Raw genomic sequence first — 17,016 nt, 5'->3', positions numbered from 1 at the left:
CAATGACCGACACCCCGCTGTCCCCCGCCGAATTCGAAGCGGCCCTGCGCGCCAAGGGCGCCTATTACCACATTCATCACCCGTATCACGTGGCGATGTATGAAGGCCGGGCCACCCGCGAGCAGATCCAGGGCTGGGTCGCCAACCGCTTCTACTATCAGGTGAATATCCCCCTGAAAGACGCAGCGATCCTCGCCAACTGCCCGGATCGCGAGATCCGCCGCGAGTGGATTCAGCGCCTGCTCGACCACGACGGCGCGCCCGGTGAAGACGGCGGCATCGAAGCCTGGCTGCGCCTCGGCCAGGCCGTCGGTCTCGATCCGGATCAATTGCGCTCCCAGGAACTGGTGCTGCCCGGCGTGCGTTTCGCCGTCGACGCCTACGTCAACTTCGCCCGCCGCGCCAGTTGGCAGGAAGCCGCCAGCAGTTCGCTGACCGAGCTGTTCGCGCCGCAGATCCACCAGTCGCGTCTCGACAGCTGGCCACAGCATTACCCGTGGATCGACCCGGCCGGCTACGAATATTTCCGCACCCGTCTCGGCCAGGCCCGGCGCGATGTCGAGCATGGTCTGGCCATCACGCTGGAGCACTACAAGACTCGCGAAGGTCAGGAGCGCATGCTGGAAATTCTCCAGTTCAAACTGGACATTCTTTGGAGCATGCTCGATGCCATGAGCATGGCCTACGAACTGAACCGCCCGCCGTATCACAGCGTCACCGATCAACGGGTCTGGCATAAAGGAATCGCCTTATGAGTTTCGACCGCAGCAAGACCCCGACCTGGCGTCCCGGCTACCGTTTCCAGTACGAACCGGCGCAGAAAGGCCACGTGCTGCTGTACCCGGAAGGCATGATCAAACTCAATGAAAGTGCCGCGCTGATCGGCGGCCTGATCGACGGTGAACGGGATGTCGCGGCGATCATCGCCGAACTCGACAGACAGTTCCCCGGCGTGCCCGAGCTCGGTGACGACATCGAGCAATTCATGGAGGTTGCCCGTGCGCAGCACTGGATCACCCTTGACTGATCTGCCGCCCAAGCCTGAGGTCGGCCTGCCGCTGTGGCTGCTCGCCGAGCTGACTTACCGCTGCCCGCTGCAATGCCCGTACTGCTCCAATCCGCTGGATTTCGCCGAGCAGGGCAAAGAGCTGAGTACCGAGCAGTGGATCAGGGTATTCCGTGAGGCGCGGGAGATGGGCGCGGCGCAACTGGGCTTCTCCGGCGGCGAACCGCTGGTGCGCCAGGACCTCGCCGAGTTGATCCGTGAAGCGCGTCAGTTGGGTTTCTACACCAACCTGATCACCTCCGGCATCGGCCTGACCGAACAGAAGATCAGCGACTTCAAAAAGGCCGGGCTCGATCACATCCAGATCAGTTTCCAGGCCAGCGACGAGCAAGTGAACAACCTGCTGGCCGGCTCGAAAAAAGCCTTCGCGCAGAAACTGGAAATGGCCCGCGCCGTGAAGGCCCACGGCTATCCGATGGTGCTGAACTTCGTCACCCATCGGCACAACATCGACAAGATCGACCGCATCATCGAGCTGTGCATTGCGTTGGAGGCCGACTTCGTCGAACTCGCCACCTGCCAGTTCTACGGCTGGGCGCAGCTCAATCGTGTCGGCCTGTTGCCAACCAAAGAGCAACTGGTTCGCGCCGAACGCATCACCAACGAATACCGCGCCAAACTGGAAGCCGAAGGGCATCCGTGCAAGCTGATTTTCGTCACCCCGGACTATTACGAAGAGCGCCCGAAAGCCTGCATGAACGGCTGGGGCAGTCTGTTTCTGACGGTCACGCCGGACGGCACCGCCCTGCCCTGTCATGGGGCCCGACAGCTGCCGGTACAATTTCCCAATGTGCGCGACCACAGCATGCAGCACATCTGGTACGACTCGTTCGGCTTCAACCGCTTTCGCGGCTATGACTGGATGCCCGAGCCGTGCCGCTCCTGTGACGAAAAGGAACAGGACTTCGGCGGCTGCCGCTGCCAGGCCTTCATGCTCACCGGCGATGCGAGCAATGCCGACCCGGTGTGCAGCAAGTCCGAACATCACAGTGTGATTCTCAAGGCCCGCGAAGAAGCCGAGCACGCCACCCAGACCATCGAACAACTGGCCTTTCGCAATGAACGAAACTCGCGCCTCATCGCCAAAGGCTGAGCCCTTCAGCGCCACCGCTGCGGTTGCTGCCGGCGTGGATTTTGCCGAATTGCAGCTCGGTGCCCTTGGTTTGTTCTGGAATGAATATCGCCCCACAGACGCCGCCTGCCGGATCTGGCACTGGCGCGACGGTGTGGCGAAATGTCTGACGCCTACGGGTTTCAGCGTGCGTAGCCGGGTGTACGAATATGGCGGTGGGGCGTTTTGTCTGACGCCTGACGGGGTGGTTTTCGTCAACGAGGCGGACCAGCAGTTGTACCGACAGACGTTGGACGGCGAGCCCGTGGCATTGACCTCCGGAGATTGCCGATATGGTGATCTGCACTTTGCCAACGGGCAGGTGCTGGCCGTTGAAGAGAACGGTGATCGGCATCGGCTGGTGGCTATCGATCTGGCGAATGGCGACCGCCATAGGCTGATTGAAGGCGCGGATTTTTATGCATCGCCGATCATCAGCCCGGACGGCCAGCGCTTGGCGTGGATCGAGTGGAGCCGTCCGCATCAGCCGTGGACATCCACACGACTGATGCTCGCCGAGCGTTCTGATAGCGGATTTTCTACCCCACGTTGCGTGGCTGGTGAAACGCTTGAAGAGTCGATCCAGCAACCGCGTTTCGATGCCAATGGCCGACTGGGCTGTCTGACCGATCGTGGTGGGTATTGGCAACCGTGGGTCGAGTCGGCAAATGGTTTGCAACCGTTAGCCAGCGCCGAAGCCGATCACGCGCCAGCCCCATGGCAACTTGGCGGCTGCACCTGGCTGCCCGCCGGCGAAAGCTTTCTGGCGAGCTGGAGCGAAGGCGGTTTCGGTCGTCTGGCGCTCAACGGCGAAGACTTCACCGGTGATTACAGCCGCTTCCGTCATCTGGCTGTCGATGATCAATTTGTTTACTGCATTGCCGCCTCACCGGTCAGCCCTTCAGCGGTGATCGCCATTGATCGCGAATCGCGTGAAGTGAATGTCCTGGCCGGCGGTGTCGCACCGCTGCCCGCCGAGCGCATCAGCCGCCCGCAAACCCTGCGCTACCCAAGCGGTGCGGGTGAAGCACACGGCTTCTTTTACCCGGCCACGAATGGCGATGTGAAACCGCCGTTGGTGGTGTTCATCCACGGCGGCCCTACCTCCGCCTGCTACCCGATGCTTGACCCGCGCATTCAGTACTGGACGCAACGCGGCTTCGCCGTCGCCGATCTCAACTACCGAGGCAGCAGCGGTTATGGCCGGAAGTATCGACAGGCGTTGCATCTGAGTTGGGGCGCAGTGGATGTCGAGGATGCCTGTGCGGTGGTGGCCTACCTGAATGATCGCGACATGATCGACGGCGAGCGTGCGTTTATCCGTGGCGGCAGCGCCGGTGGCTACACCACGCTGTGCGCACTGGCATTCCATCAAGTGTTCCGCGCTGGCGCCAGTCTGTACGGCGTCAGTGACCCGGTAGCCCTGGCCCGCGGAACACACAAGTTCGAAGGCGATTACCTGGACTGGCTGATCGGCAATCCCGAGCAAGATGCCGAACGCTATGCCGCCCGAACGCCGTTGCTGCACGCAGGCAACATTCGCGTACCGGTGATTTTCTTTCAGGGCGAACTGGACGCCGTGGTCGTGCCGCAACAGACTCGCGACATGGTCGCGGCCCTGGAGCAAAACGGCATTGAGGTCGAAGCGCATTACTACGCCGATGAACGTCACGGCTTCCGCCGGGCCGCCAATCAGGCCCATGCGCTGGAGCAGGAATGGCGGTTCTACCGGCGAGTGATGGGTTTGACGGCCTGAGACTCAGCGCTTGGCGATGATGTACACCGCGTGCACGATCCCCGGGATATAACCGCACAACGTCAGCAGAATGTTCAGCCAGAACGCGCCGCCGAACCCGACCTGCAGAAACACACCCAGTGGCGGCAACAGAATGGCGATGATGATGCGGATAAAGTCCATGGGGCAGCTCCTGATTGGGGGTTGGCTCACCTGAGCCATACAAGCTAATCGACCTGTGCCGTTTGTCAGGGTTCAGTGCAAACCACAATCTCGCCATCTGATCACCATTACCCGGCCACAAAAAAAACGCCCCACGCCAAAAGAATCAGGCGTGGAGCGTGCGTTATACCGCGAGACGGTTCTTGAATTCGGGTGGGAAACTTCAGACGGCAATCCCTTTGCGGCATTGCAGCTGCGCGGTGCGTACCCGGGAGAAGGCGCGGGCCAGGCGCAGGAGCATTTCGTCGATGTTGGTCTTGCTGACGTTGAGCGCCGGGGTGAAGCGCAGGCAGTTGGCCTGTGGGGCGTTGAGCAGCAAGCCTTCATGCAGCGCGGCTTTGACGACGGCCTCGGCGGAGTCTTCCGACAGGGTCAGTCCCCAGAACAGTCCTTGCCCGCGCAACTCGCCGTGTTCATAACGATGGGCCAGACGGGCGAGCCCTTCGCGCAGATGCTGGCCGTTGTCCCGGATTTGTTCGAGGAATGCGCGGTCTTGCACGCTGTCGAGCACCACCAGCCCTGCGGCGGTCATCAGCGCGTTGCCGTGATGAGTGCCGCCCAACTCGCCGGAGTCGAAACAGCAGGCCTTGCCTCGCGCCAGCAGCGCCGCCAGTGGCACGCCACCACCGAGGCCCTTGCCGAGCACGACGATATCGGCGCGCACGCCGTAGGATTGTTCGGCGAGCAAAGTGCCGCAGCGACCGATGCCGGTCTGTACTTCATCGAGAATCAGCAGAATCCCCAACTCACGGCACAAGCGTTCGACACCCTTGAGATAATGCTCGGTCGTCGGGATTACTCCGGCATCGCTCTGGATCGGTTCGAGCATGATTGCCACGGTCTGCGCATCAACCGCCGCGTGCAGCGCCGGCAGATCATTGAACGGCACCAGATCGAAACCCGGCAGCAACGGCGCGAAGCGGTTGTGCAGGTTGCAACTGTCCGACGCCGAAATCGTCGCCAGACTACGTCCGTGGCAGCCTTGTCTGGCGACAATAATCCGCGAGGCGCCGCCGCGATGCAGTTGGCCCCATTTGCGCGCCAGTTTAATCGCCGCCTCACAGGCCTCACTGCCACTGTTGAGCAGATACGCCTGATCGCTGGAAGTACTGGCACACAGGCGCTCGGCGAGGCTGAGCATGCCGCGGTTGTGCAGATTGAAGCCAGGATTGATCAGAGCCTGGGCTTGATTGGCGATGGCCTTGACCAGCGTCGAAGGGCTGTGGCCGAGGCTGTTGGCGCCACCGGCCTGGGAAAAGTCCAGGTAGGCGCGATCATTGCTGTCCCACAGCCAGGAGCCCTGGCCGCGAACGAATACCTGCTGCGGGCGCTCGACGCTGGGCATGAGACGTTCGGCATTCAGGCCATCAGAAACGTCCGATTCCTGGGTTTCAAAAGCCAGGTCATCGAGGCTCGGCGTCTGGCGCCGCAAACTGAACAGATTCATTGAAAAAAACCTCGATCGAGGTTTTTTGAACTGCCTATGCAAACACTTTCAAAACAAACGCTGGTCATTGCGCTTTCCGGCCCTGTAAGCCTTGTGAATGCGGTTAGACTAGGCCTGTTCCTGTCTTCGAGCCATTTCGATTTCCCAGCATTTTCGATAAGAATTACTTATGGATTTCAAACAACTGCGTTATTTCGTCGCGGTCTACGAAGAAGGACATGTCGGGCGTGCCGCCGAGCGCCTGTCGATCTCTCAGCCCGCACTGTCACAGCAGATTCGCCAGCTGGAACAAAACCTCGACGTTACCCTGTTCGAACGCAGCAGCAAACGCCTGCTGCCGACCCTCGCCGCCCACACCTTGTACAACCACGCCTTGCCACTGCTCGACGGCCTGCAGCGGGCGCGTGAGGCGCTGGGCAACTTCAAGGGTCAGGCACTGCGCACATTGGCGATCGGCGTGCTGCAAACCGTGCACACCAGCCTGGTGCCGCAAATGCTGGAGAGAGTGCGCAAGGCCCAGCCGCATCTGGTGGTGCAGATTTATGAACTGACGGGGCTTGAGATCGAGCGGCGACTGCTCAACGGCTCGCTGGACATTGGCATCAGCTATCTGCCGCCACGCCAGCCGGGGCTGCACGGCGTGATGTTGTACGAAGATGAACTGACACTGGTCATCCCGGCGGATCATCCGCTGCGGGAATTCAAGAAAGTCTCGATGAGTCAGGCCGCTGAATTGCCGATGTTGTTGCTGGGTGAGGAATTTCAGATCCGCCAGATCTGGCAGGCGCAACTGGCCAGCCTCGGACGACGCCCGCAAGTGCAGGCCGAACTGAACAATATGGTGGGGATTCTCGACAGCCTGCCGCATACCCGTCTGGCGACGGTGCTGCCTGGTCGTTCGCAAAAGGAGTACGACGATCAGGACCTGCTGTGGAAACCGTTGAGTGAGCCGCGCGTGCCGTTGAAGGTCGGGCTGGTGTGTCGCGATGTGCAACGCCAGCAGGCGCCATTGGCCTTGCTGCGAACATTGCTGGAAGAGGTGATGCAGCGTGAGGACAAACCGCTGAAAGGTGCGCCGTCACTGGACGCGCTGAGCTGAAAAGTTTTCTGCGGGCATAAGAAAACCCCGCCGAAGCGGGGCTTTGCAGACTGTTTCCCTGACATCCATTTCACTCCGCCACCCTGGCAGAATCCTACGTGTCCGTGTTGTTGCTTTGCGCTTCCTGCGCGACGTCCATGGAAAGTAGATTAGCTCTGGATCCAATCTACGCCTATGGGAGAACAGCAGCACGTCATGTAAGAGATCGCTTACATGACGTTACATCATCAAAACTGCGCAGCGTCCAGCAGGAACAGCGACTCGCTGCCGGCCTTCACCGACGCGCTCAACGAGTGAATCCGCGGCAGCAGACGGGCGAAATAGAACCGCGCCGTGCCGAGTTTGCTCGCGTAGAAATCGTCCTGCGCTTCTTTGCCCAGCGATGCCTTGGCCATCAGTGCCCACATGTAGGCGTAAGCGGTGTAGCCGAACGCTTGCAGATACTCGACCGACGCCGCGCCGATTTCGTTCGGGTTGGTTTTCGCCCGGTCCAGCAGCCACGAGGTAAGCTCGTCGAGGGTGTCGACGGCGTCATTCAGTGGCTTGGTGAACTCGCCCAGATCGACACTGGCGGTTGCAGTGAAATGGCGGATCTCGTCGGCGAACAGCTTGTAGAACGCGCCGCCGCTGCCGACGATCTTGCGACCCACCAGGTCCAGCGCCTGAATGCCGTTGGTGCCTTCGTAGATCTGGGTGATGCGCACGTCACGCACCAGTTGCTCCTGGCCCCACTCGCGGATGTAGCCGTGGCCGCCGAAGATCTGCTGACCGTGGACGGTGGTTTCCAGACCCAGATCGGTCAGGAACGCCTTGGCCACTGGCGTCAGCAAGGCCACCAGATCTTCCGCACGTTTGCGGGTGGCGGCGTCTTCGCTGAACTTGGCGGTGTCGAGCTGCATTGCCACGTAAGTGGAGAACGCGCGGCCGCCTTCGTTCGAGGCTTTCATGGTCAGCAACATGCGACGCACGTCCGGGTGGACGATGATCGGGTCGGCAACCTTGTCCTTGTTCTGCGCGCCGGTCGGCGAACGGCTTTGCAGGCGGTCGCGGGCGTATTCGATGGCGTTCTGGTACGAGCGCTCGCCGGTGGCCAGGCCCTGAATGCCAACGCCCAGACGCTCGTAGTTCATCATGGTGAACATCGCGGCCAGGCCCTTGTTCGGCTCGCCGACCAGGTAACCCACGGCTTCGTCGAAGTTCATCACGCAAGTGGCGGACGCCTGGATGCCCATCTTGTGTTCGATAGAACCACAGTTCGCCGGGTTGCGCGCGCCCAGGCTGCCATCGGCATTGACCATGAACTTCGGCACCAGGAACAGCGAAATGCCCTTCGGCCCAGCCGGTGCGTCCGGCAGTTTGGCCAGCACCAGGTGGATGATGTTTTCGGTCAGGTCGTGCTCACCACCGGTGATGAAGATCTTGGTGCCGCTGACCTTGTAGGAGCCGTCGGCCTGAGGTTCGGCTTTGGTGCGGATGATGCCCAGGTCGGTGCCGGCATGCGGCTCGGTCAGGCACATGGAGCCGGCCCAGACACCGGCGTACATGTTCGGCAGGTAAGCGGCTTTCAGTTCTTCGCTGGCGTGGGCGTTGATCGACAGGCAGGCACCGGCGGTCAGCATCGGGTACAGACCGAAGGACAGGCTGGCGGAGTTGACCATTTCTTCAACTTGGGCGGAAACGGCTTTGGGCATACCCATGCCGCCGTAGGCCGGATCACCGCCAACACCGACCCAGCCGCCCTCGGCATAAGTCTGATAGGCCTGTGGGAAACCGGCCGGCGTGGTGACGGCACCGTCGGCCCAGTGGCAGCCTTCTTCGTCGGCCGCTCGGCTCAGGGGCGCGATGCTTTTGCTGGTGACCTTGCCGGCCTCTTCGAGAATGGCTTCAACGGTTTCCGCGTCCACGGTCTCGGCCAGGGCCGGCAGTTCGGCCCAGAGTTTGGCGACTTCGAACACTTCATTGAGGACGAAGCGCATATCGCGCAGCGGCGCTTTGTAGTCAGCCATGGCAAACCTCGCAAAGATCTAAACAGGTGATTCGTGGAAGGGTGTTTTCGTTGAGCTGGAGTGTAACCCAACAACTTTTGCGACACATAGGGTCAGTCGATGACTGATTTGTTATTTTTAGTCATCAGCAATCAACCATAAAGAAGCCCGCAATCAGCGGGCTCTTTTGTTTAACAGTGGCGTGTTACAGGGAGAACAACTGGGCCGGCAGTTTCATCAGGCAATCGCTGCCCGCCTCGATCGCCGAACGATGCGCCGCGGTGCGCGGCAACAGACGCTTGAAGTAAAACTCGCACGTCGCCAGTTTGCCCTGGCAGAAATCGCCGTCCCCCTCGCCCGACTCCAGCTGCGCCTGGGCAACCAGCGCCATGCGCAGCCACAGGTAGCCGAGAACGATGTAACCGCTGTACATCAGGTAATCCGACGACGCGGCGCCGACTTCATCCGGGTTCTTCATCGCGGCCATACCGACCTTCATGGTCAGGTCGCCCCACTGCTGGTTGAGGCCATCAAGCTGCGCGACAAATTCACCCAGTTGCGCATGCCCGGCGTTGGCGGCGCAAAACTTGTGGACGATTTTGGTGAAGTTGCGCAGCAGCTTGCCCTGACTGCCCAGCACTTTGCGCCCGAGCAGATCCAGCGCCTGAATGCCGTTTGTGCCCTCGTAGATCGGTGCGATGCGGCAATCACGAACCAGTTGTTCCATGCCCCACTCGCGGATAAATCCGTGGCCACCGAACACCTGCATGCCGTGGTTGGTCACTTCCAGCCCGGTGTCGGTCATGAACGCCTTGCAGATCGGGGTCAGGAACGCCAACAGGTCTTCGGCCTCCTGACGCGCCTCGGCGTCCGCGCTCAGGTGCGCGACATCGAGCATTTGCGCGGTGAAATAGGTCAGCGCGCGGTTGCCCTCGTTGAAAGCTTTCATCGTCAGCAGCATGCGCCGCACGTCCGGGTGGACGATGATCGGGTCAGCCGGTTTGTCCGGAGCTTTGGCACCAGTCAGGGCACGCATCTGCAGACGGTCGTTGGCGTATTTGATTGCGCCCTGGAAACTCGCCTCGCCCAGACACAGGCCCTGCATCCCGGTGCCGAGGCGCGCGTGGTTCATCATGGTGAACATGCAGTTCAGGCCCTTGTTCGGCTCGCCGATCAGGAAGCCTTTGGCGTCGTCGAAGTTCAACACACAGGTGGCCGAGGCCTTGATGCCCATCTTGTGTTCGATCGAGCCGCAGGAAACACCGTTGCGCTCGCCCGCCTCACCGGATGCGTCCGGGAGAAATTTCGGCACGATAAACAGCGAAATCCCCTTGGTCCCGGCCGGTGCGTCCGGCAGTTTGGCCAGCACCAGATGAATGATGTTGTCACTCATGTCGTGCTCGCCGGCGGAGATGAAAATCTTGCTGCCGGTCACCGCATAACTGCCGTCGGCCTGAGGCACGGCGCGGGTCTTGATGATGCCCAGGTCGGTGCCGCAATGGGCTTCGGTCAGGCACATGGTGCCGGTCCACTGGCCCGCCGTGAGTTTGCGCAGATAGGTGTTTTTCTGTTCTTCGGTGCCGTGGGCGTGGATCGCCGACATGGCGCCGTGGGTCAGGCCCGGGTACATGCCCCACGAGGTGTTGCTGGAGGCGACCATTTCGCTGATCACCAGCCCCAGCGAACTCGGCAGGCCCTGGCCGCCGTAAGCCGGATCTGCCGCCAGACCGTGCCAGCCGCCTTCCACGTATTGTGCGAAGGCTTGCTTGAAACCTGTAGGCGTTGTCACCACGCCGTTGTCGAAATGGCAGCCCTCTTCGTCGCCGCTGCGATTGAGCGGCGCCAGAACGTTCTCACAGAACTTCGCGCCTTCTTCGAGGATCGCGTTGATCATGTCCGGGCTGGCATCGTGGGCGCCGAGAGCCGCGTACTGAGTGTGGAAGTCAAAGACGTGGTCGATCAGAAAGCGCATGTCGCGCAGGGGAGCTTTGTACTCGGGCATGGTGGCTTCTCCTTCAGCAGATTGCTTCAACCTACTGCCGGCCACCCTGCCCCACAATCACTGTCCAGACGCTGAATGCGCCGTCATCACTCAACCTGCGGCGTTGTCCATGCGCACCGCGCCACGGCGGTTCTGACCGAACGCCATCACGCAGTTACGGCCTGCGCCCTTGGCGCTGTAGAGGGCCTGGTCGGCGGATTTCAGCACCTCTTCCGGGGTGCGCTGTTCCAGGCGTTCGGCCACGCCGATGCTGACGGTGACCGACACGCTGGACGCGCCCGACCCCGAGCGACGCTGACGGCCCTGCTGATCATCCTGCGGGCGGCTTTCCTGATTTCGCAGCTGAATGTTGTAGGACGCAATCGACTCACGGATGACTTCCAGGTGCGGCATGCACTCTTCAAGAGTCTTGCCCGCAAACACCAAGGCGAATTCCTCACCGCCATAGCGATAAGCCCTACCGCCGCCGCTGATTTTGGACAGCTTGCTGGCGACCAGTCGCAGGACCTGATCCCCCACGTCGTGGCCGTGGGTGTCGTTGAATTTCTTGAAGTGATCGACGTCGCTCATCGCCAGCACATAGTTGCGACCCAGACGCTGCATGCGCTCGTTGAGTGCGCGGCGGCCCGGCAAACCGGTAAGTTCGTCGCGGAAGGCCATTTGATAGGCCTCGTGCGCTACCGCTGCCGCAATCATCAGCATGACCTGGCTGCACATGATGTTCAGGGTGAACGGCAGGATGAAGGTTTTCGGCAGCATCCAGAACACCCCGAGCAACCCCACCAGTTGCGCCGCGTGCAATGGACGCGGGTTGCGCCAGTATTGCCAGGCCAGCAGCAGGAACGCCGAGATGAACACCGGATACGACAACTGGATCAGGCTCATCCATGCGCCATGCAGCGCCGGCCAGCGGATCTCGGAAAGCCACATCAGCAACGCCTGCGGATAACTTTGCTCAAGCCCCAGCGCCACGCTGCCAAATGCCAGCAGCACTGCGAAGCGCGCGACCATGTCCTGGAACAGGTGCGTGCGCTCCTGCCACGCGGCGAATAGTCCGAACAACAGCGGCAATAGCAGACAGACCAGGTGGAACACCACGGCCGCGTCTTCGCGAACCTTGCCGTTGTCGCGGTAATAGTCCGTCTGGGTGTCAAGCAGGAAGTAGGCGATGTACACCGTGACCATCAGAAACAGCTCGCGCTGGCGTCGGTAAACCGCACAGTACGAACCGCCCAACAGCAGCACCAAGGTCGGCAACACGTTAAACAGCGAGGTGAAGAACACGTTGAGGTCTTTGACGTACGCAGCCGCCAACCCCGCGAGCAACAACAGCAGTGAAGGTAGGAAATGACTGAAACGTACAGCGGAAGAACGCGGCAAGGGTAAAAGCTCCGACCCGTCATGGCAAAGAGATGGCATTGTGCCTGCAATGTGGTCAGTTAAGCACACACAATGTGATCCAGATCACAGGCTGTCTCTTTAACGGCCGAAATCTGCGGTTGCTGAGGGATTTAGTCAGGTTTTTTATGCAATGGTCGCTAGACGGCCACCATGGCCATCATCTTTGATGGCCATGGTGTGTTTTTCTGCTCAGAGATCGTTGTAGAACGGCTGCAATGGCCCCTCTGCCGCCGGCCGGCCTTCAGCACCGTAAGGCTTGAGATTGAGCGATGCGTCCATCGCCTGACGGGTCGTGACTTTCGGACTGGCCGGGCGCTGGGTCACAGCATTCTCGTCGCCGATATGGCCCTGCGGGATCACCAGCGATGGATGATCGAACGGTGCGCGTTCCCAGGCCACGCGCGGATCGGTCAGGCCGACTTCCATGAATTTCACCACGGCATCGATTTCGGCAGGCGTCAGGTTCAGCGCCGTCATGTCCGGATCGAGGTTGGAAGTGTTGTGCTGGTTCACCGCCGGATGCTCGAAGCCGCTGGTGTTGTTGGCGTCTTCGCCGCGCCGGTCACCGCCACGGTTGTAGAACTCCATCACCTGTTTAAGCGTCGAGCGGCTGCCGTTGTGGAAATACGGGCCGGTCAGGGCGATGTTGCGCAGGGTCGGCGTCTTGAACGCGCCATCGACCGAATCGCGGAAACCAGCATTTGGTTTGAGCGTGGCATCGCACGGAATCGCAGCGCTCAACGGCGCCTCGAACGTGCAGACATCGACGTCCAGCGGATCCACCGAACGGCCGCCCTGCAACACGGTGTTGTACTGACGGGTGAACGACCATGGATTGCCCCACGCATCCGCACCGCCGAGGGCCAGGTCTTCCGAAGTCGGACGCACACCGGTGTTGTAGAAGCCGTTGTCGTAAAGGGTGGTCAGGTTGTCGGCCATCACCATGCGTTCGATGCGTTCGCGCGGATGCATCAGCAGGCGGCTGGCGGCGTTGGTCAACTCCGGCCCGCCGTGGCAATTGACGCATTTGCCCTTGCCGAGAAACAGGTTCATGCCCTCGACCTGTTGCGCGTTCATCGCGGTGTGATCGCCCTGCAGGTAGGCATCGATCGGCGCCTGATCGGACACCAGCGTGGCCTCATACATCTGGATCGCCAGGCCGAAGAACAGCGGGAAGTTGGCCTCCATCTGGGTGTACGGCGCACCGCCCACCAGAACGTTTTGCGTGGCGTTCCACAGCCTAGGCTGGAAGGCGTTCTTGATCAGCTCGCGATAGGTCGGCCGCCGCGCGCCGGATACCGGAGCCAGCACCGAGTCGGTAGACGAAATTCGTTGCTGCTTGAGCATCAACGTGTCGAGCATCCTGCGACCGATGTCGGCAAAGGTACGGCCACCGCAGGACATTTCCACCGGGCTGCCGGGCGGGCCGACGGCTTGCGAGGCGGCTGACGCATCGTTGAGCGCCAGCCGCACTTTGGTGGCGACCGTGCTGCGTTCACTGGTCACGTAAATCCCGGCATCCGGGTCGCGATTGCCGAACGGCGAGAAGCCGTTGAACACGTTGTTGGCCCGACCGTCCCAGAAGTTGCGCACGTTGAACGCGGCATTGATTACCGACGGCGCGTTGCGCCCGGTGCTGCGACGCACGTTGATGCCACCGACCTGGAAAATACCGTCCGGCTGCTGAGTACATTTGTCGAAACGCGCCTGATTGGGTTTGACGAAGTTGGCGTCGAACACGCCTTGCGAGCCGACCACATCGTCCGTCGAGTACACGATGGGCGAGTTGCGCTCCAGCGGATTGCTCAGCACGTGGGTCGGGAAGTCGGTTTTCTTCAGCGTGTAGTTCGGACCGCCCTTGCCGCCGGACAACGTCGCGTAGGACGCCACATCACCGGGAATGTCCGAGGCTACAAACGGCTTGTTGAAGATCGACGCGACATTGGCGTTGGTATGGGCCTGGCCGGGGTTGAGCTGGTTGGTGATGCGGTGGTCGACGCCGGCGTGGTAGTGGCAGGAAGCGCATGCCGTGGAGCCGTCGCTGCCGATCTCCATGTCCCAGAACAGCGCTTTGCCCAGCAGGATCGCGGCCTGGCGATTGAGCACGTAGTCGGTCATCAGGTCGACCTTGCGCCCGCCTTCGGTTCCGGACGGATCAGGGGGCACCATCCCGCGCAGTGATTGCAGCGAAGGCACCTCCGGTACGGGAGGATCGACCACGGCGGGGTCGGCGGCCCATGCGCTTTGGACTGATAGCGCAACAGGTAACCAGAAGGTCAAACGAGCGAGTCGACTGATGTTCATAGGCTTCACCCTGACTGTTGTTGTTAAGTGCCGGGCGTCTTGCTTCTTTGAGCAGGCAGTTCTGGTTAGCACCGGTAAATCGGGCAGTGCAATTAATTGGCCACTCTTCTGGAAACATTTTGAATCAATAACCGCAAGGGGTCGGCTGAGCAGCCCCCTCATCAATTCTGGGGAATCAGCCCCGGGATTGGGGAAATCCGGGCACAAAAAAACCGCTGCCCCCGAAGGAGCAGCGGTTTTTTGAAGGACTGCGTTAAGGCTTAGTAGCCCAGTGCGAAGTCTTCTTCTTTCATGTCCATCAGGTTGTTGGCGCCCGACAGCATGGTGGCCACGTGCGTACGGGTACGCGGCAGGATGCGCTGGAAGTAGAAGCGCGCGGTTTGCAGCTTGGCGGTGTAGAACGCCTCGTCGGTGGTGCCGGCAGCCAGTTTTTCGGCAGCCAGACGCGCCATGTCAGCCCAGAAGTAGGCCAGGCAGGCGTAACCGGAGTACATCAGGTAGTCCACGGAGGCCGCGCCGACTTCTTCGCGATCTTTCATGGCGGCCATACCGACCTTCATGGTCAGTTCGCCCCACTCTTTGTTCAGTGCAGCCAACGGTGCGACGAATTCTTTGACGGCTTCGTTGCCTTCGTTGTTCTGGCAGAACTTGTGGACGATCTTGGTGAAGCCTTTCAGAGCCTCGCCTTGAGTCATCAGCACTTTACGGCCCAGCAGGTCGAGTGCCTGGATACCGGTGGTGCCTTCGTACAGCATCGAGATGCGGCTGTCGCGAACGTTCTGCTCCATGCCCCACTCGGCGATGAAGCCGTGGCCGCCGTAGATCTGTACGCCGTGGTTGGCGGATTCGAAACCGACTTCGGTCATGAACGCTTTGGCGATCGGAGTCATGAAGGCCAGCAGTGCGTCGGCTTTCTTCTTCTCTTCTTCGTCCACGCCGTATTTGACGATGTCGACCTGCTTGGCGGTGAAGTACACCATCGCACGGTTGCCTTCGGCGAATGCTTTCATGGTCAACAGCATGCGGCGTACGTCTGGGTGAACGATGATCGGGTCAGCGGCCTTGTCCGGCGCTTTCGGGCCAGTCAGGGAACGCATTTGCAGGCGATCGCGAGCGTACTTCAGGCCGCCCTGGAAGCCGATTTCGGCGTGGGCCAGACCTTGCAGCGCGGTACCCAGACGTGCGGTGTTCATGAAGGTGAACATGCAGTTCAGGCCTTTGTTCGCCGGGCCGATCAGGAAACCGGTCGCGCCGTCGAAGTTCATCACGCAGGTCGCGTTGCCGTGGATGCCCATCTTGTGTTCGATCGAACCGCAGGTCACGGCGTTGCGTGCACCAACAGTACCGTCAGCGTTTGGCATGAACTTCGGAACGATGAACAGGGAAATGCCTTTGGTGCCGGCCGGTGCGTCCGGCAGGCGGGCCAGCACGATGTGGACGATGTTGTCGGCCATGTCGTGTTCACCGGCCGAGATGAAGATCTTGGTGCCGGAAACTTTGTAGGAACCGTCGGCCTGAGGTTCGGCCTTGGTGCGCAGCATGCCCAGGTCGGTGCCGCAGTGCGGCTCGGTCAGGCACATGGTGCCGGTCCACTCACCGGAGACCAGTTTGGTCAGATAGGCTTCTTGTTGTTCTGGGGTGCCGTGCTCGGAGATGGTGTTCATCGCGCCGTGCGACAGGCCTGGGTACATGCCCCAGGACCAGTTGGCTTCGCCGACCATTTCGCTGACTGCCAGACCCAGCGACTCAGGCAGGCCCTGACCGCCGTGCTCGACGTCATGGGCCAGGCTTGGCCAGCCGCCTTCGACGAATTGCTTGTAGGCCTCTTTGAAGCCGGTCGGGGTTTTCACGCCGGACTCGCTCCAGGTGCAGCCTTCGGTGTCACCCACGCGGTTCAGCGGTGCCAGCACCTGCTCACAAAACTTGGCGCCCTCTTCGAGAATGGCGTCAACCATGTCCGGCGTTGCTTCTGCACACGCTGGAAGGCTCTGATAGTGCGCTTCGTAGCCGAGCAGTTCGTCACGAACGAAGCGAATATCACGCAAGGGGGCCTTGTAGTCAGGCATAGCGATAAACCTCTGCTGATGTAACCGGGAATGAACGACCGCGTTGATTTGTTGTGACGGTCAAACAGTTGTTTGAAACATACGTTTACGCCGAAATCTTGTCAAGCGTCGTTCTTTTGCCATTCGTCATCACATTTTCCGAACGCCGGACACAGCAACACGACATACGCCCGACCGAGCCATGTGCACTGAAAAAAGATTAGTTGAGGGAGAAGGACTTACAACGAAAAACGCCGCGAACAGTCGCGGCGTCTGGCAAAGCGCAGATCAAAAAATCAGGCGAAGGTATCGATGATCGTACCGAGCATTTCATCGGAAGCCTTGGCGACTTTCACGCCCAGTTCCGCCTGAAACTTGCCTTGAGCCATCTCGACCATGTTGCTTGCCAGATCCGATTGCTGGGCGCGATCCACGGAACGCAGACGATCGACCTGTACTTCCGAAGATTGGCTGGTGACCGAACGCTCGATGGTGCTGCTGGCAATCTGGCTGGCGGCCTGATCGACGCGGTTCTGCCCGGTCTGAATGGTGCTCAGACCTGCATAAAAAGCTGTGTTTCCGGAGATTTCCATGGGAGC

At 60.7% G+C, this 17,016-nt stretch carries 13 protein-coding genes; 5 read left to right on the top strand and 8 right to left on the bottom strand.

Features of this window, described 5'->3' with window-relative positions:
* The first annotated feature begins 2 nt into the window (after positions 1 to 2).
* From pqqC to GQX66_RS14570, 4 genes are read left to right on the top strand one after another with little or no spacing between them, the layout of a single operon-like run.
* On the top strand, positions 3 to 755 hold the full coding sequence (gene pqqC / locus GQX66_RS14585; RefSeq protein ID WP_011336228.1) for a pyrroloquinoline-quinone synthase PqqC: 753 nt from the start codon (positions 3 to 5) through the stop codon (positions 753 to 755).
* On the top strand, positions 752 to 1,027 hold the full coding sequence (gene pqqD, locus GQX66_RS14580; RefSeq protein WP_064380313.1) for a pyrroloquinoline quinone biosynthesis peptide chaperone PqqD: 276 nt from the start codon (positions 752 to 754) through the stop codon (positions 1,025 to 1,027). Before pqqC ends, pqqD begins: the two co-directional genes overlap by 4 nt.
* Positions 999 to 2,159: a pyrroloquinoline quinone biosynthesis protein PqqE gene (pqqE, locus tag GQX66_RS14575; RefSeq protein WP_240869831.1), complete on the top strand. Its 1,161-nt coding sequence runs from the start codon at positions 999 to 1,001 to the stop codon at positions 2,157 to 2,159. Before pqqD ends, pqqE begins: the two co-directional genes overlap by 29 nt.
* Positions 2,125 to 3,933 (top strand): S9 family peptidase, encoded by a 1,809-nt coding sequence (locus GQX66_RS14570; RefSeq protein ID WP_240869830.1) that lies wholly within the window; start codon positions 2,125 to 2,127, stop codon positions 3,931 to 3,933. Before pqqE ends, GQX66_RS14570 begins: the two co-directional genes overlap by 35 nt.
* Before the next feature lie 3 nt (positions 3,934 to 3,936).
* On the opposite strand, the gene GQX66_RS14565 is transcribed toward GQX66_RS14570, so the two are convergent.
* Together GQX66_RS14565 and GQX66_RS14560 are read right to left on the bottom strand one after the other, a co-directional pair.
* Entirely contained in the window at positions 3,937 to 4,095 is a 159-nt protein-coding gene (locus tag GQX66_RS14565) for a YqaE/Pmp3 family membrane protein (protein ID WP_003228885.1), read from the bottom strand.
* A 202-nt stretch (positions 4,096 to 4,297) separates the two neighbouring features.
* The gene (locus GQX66_RS14560; protein WP_240869828.1) at positions 4,298 to 5,581 is read right to left on the bottom strand and encodes an aminotransferase class III-fold pyridoxal phosphate-dependent enzyme; all 1,284 of its coding nucleotides are present in this window, start codon (positions 5,579 to 5,581) and stop codon (positions 4,298 to 4,300) included.
* A gap of 169 nt (positions 5,582 to 5,750) precedes the next feature.
* On the opposite strand from GQX66_RS14560, the gene GQX66_RS14555 reads away from it, so the two are divergent.
* Positions 5,751 to 6,680 carry a LysR family transcriptional regulator gene (locus GQX66_RS14555; protein WP_129972185.1) on the top strand — a complete coding sequence of 310 codons (930 nt, stop codon included), beginning with the start codon at positions 5,751 to 5,753 and terminating at the stop codon, positions 6,678 to 6,680.
* Between the two features lie 227 nt (positions 6,681 to 6,907).
* On the opposite strand, the gene GQX66_RS14550 is transcribed toward GQX66_RS14555, so the two are convergent.
* From GQX66_RS14550 to GQX66_RS14525, 6 genes are all read right to left on the bottom strand, one after another.
* The gene (locus GQX66_RS14550) at positions 6,908 to 8,686 is read right to left on the bottom strand and encodes an acyl-CoA dehydrogenase C-terminal domain-containing protein (protein ID WP_240869826.1); all 1,779 of its coding nucleotides are present in this window, start codon (positions 8,684 to 8,686) and stop codon (positions 6,908 to 6,910) included.
* A 184-nt stretch (positions 8,687 to 8,870) separates the two neighbouring features.
* Positions 8,871 to 10,667: an acyl-CoA dehydrogenase C-terminal domain-containing protein gene (locus tag GQX66_RS14545; RefSeq protein WP_240869824.1), complete on the bottom strand. Its 1,797-nt coding sequence runs from the start codon at positions 10,665 to 10,667 to the stop codon at positions 8,871 to 8,873.
* A gap of 90 nt (positions 10,668 to 10,757) precedes the next feature.
* Positions 10,758 to 12,047 (bottom strand): GGDEF domain-containing protein, encoded by a 1,290-nt coding sequence (locus GQX66_RS14540; RefSeq protein ID WP_007959861.1) that lies wholly within the window; start codon positions 12,045 to 12,047, stop codon positions 10,758 to 10,760.
* Positions 12,048 to 12,257: 210 nt separating this feature from the next.
* The gene (locus GQX66_RS14535) at positions 12,258 to 14,372 is read right to left on the bottom strand and encodes a cytochrome c peroxidase (RefSeq protein ID WP_240869821.1); all 2,115 of its coding nucleotides are present in this window, start codon (positions 14,370 to 14,372) and stop codon (positions 12,258 to 12,260) included.
* Between the two features lie 260 nt (positions 14,373 to 14,632).
* Positions 14,633 to 16,438, bottom strand: a complete 1,806-nt coding sequence (locus GQX66_RS14530) for a phenylacyl-CoA dehydrogenase (protein ID WP_102685701.1) — start codon at positions 16,436 to 16,438, stop codon at positions 14,633 to 14,635.
* Positions 16,439 to 16,713: 275 nt separating this feature from the next.
* Complete coding sequence (locus GQX66_RS14525; protein ID WP_007959856.1) at positions 16,714 to 17,010, bottom strand: hypothetical protein; 297 nt, start codon at positions 17,008 to 17,010, stop codon at positions 16,714 to 16,716.
* Positions 17,011 to 17,016: the final 6 nt, after the last annotated feature.

Origin of the sequence: Pseudomonas sp. B707 (genome assembly GCF_022496685.1) — a bacterium.
Classification (GTDB): Bacteria; Pseudomonadota; Gammaproteobacteria; order Pseudomonadales; family Pseudomonadaceae; genus Aquipseudomonas; species Aquipseudomonas paraglycinae.
The sequence above is the reverse complement of the archived record's forward strand: the minus strand, read 5'-3'. Positions and strand labels throughout refer to the sequence as shown.

Bases quoted from the DNA above. Each gene is read 5' to 3' on its own strand.
- GQX66_RS14535 (WP_240869821.1), bottom strand. From the start codon at position 14,372: ATGAACATCAGTCGACTCGCTCGTTTGACCTTCTGGTTACCTGTTGCG.
- GQX66_RS14560 (WP_240869828.1), bottom strand. From the start codon at position 5,581: ATGAATCTGTTCAGTTTGCGGCGCCAGACGCCGAGCCTCGATGACCTG.
- GQX66_RS14565 (WP_003228885.1), bottom strand. From the start codon at position 4,095: ATGGACTTTATCCGCATCATCATCGCCATTCTGTTGCCGCCACTGGGT.
- GQX66_RS14555 (WP_129972185.1), top strand. From the start codon at position 5,751: ATGGATTTCAAACAACTGCGTTATTTCGTCGCGGTCTACGAAGAAGGA.
- GQX66_RS14525 (WP_007959856.1), bottom strand. From the start codon at position 17,010: ATGGAAATCTCCGGAAACACAGCTTTTTATGCAGGTCTGAGCACCATT.
- GQX66_RS14545 (WP_240869824.1), bottom strand. From the start codon at position 10,667: ATGCCCGAGTACAAAGCTCCCCTGCGCGACATGCGCTTTCTGATCGAC.
- pqqD (WP_064380313.1), top strand. From the start codon at position 752: ATGAGTTTCGACCGCAGCAAGACCCCGACCTGGCGTCCCGGCTACCGT.
- GQX66_RS14550 (WP_240869826.1), bottom strand. From the start codon at position 8,686: ATGGCTGACTACAAAGCGCCGCTGCGCGATATGCGCTTCGTCCTCAAT.
- pqqC (WP_011336228.1), top strand. From the start codon at position 3: ATGACCGACACCCCGCTGTCCCCCGCCGAATTCGAAGCGGCCCTGCGC.
- GQX66_RS14530 (WP_102685701.1), bottom strand. From the start codon at position 16,438: ATGCCTGACTACAAGGCCCCCTTGCGTGATATTCGCTTCGTTCGTGAC.
- GQX66_RS14570 (WP_240869830.1), top strand. From the start codon at position 2,125: ATGAACGAAACTCGCGCCTCATCGCCAAAGGCTGAGCCCTTCAGCGCC.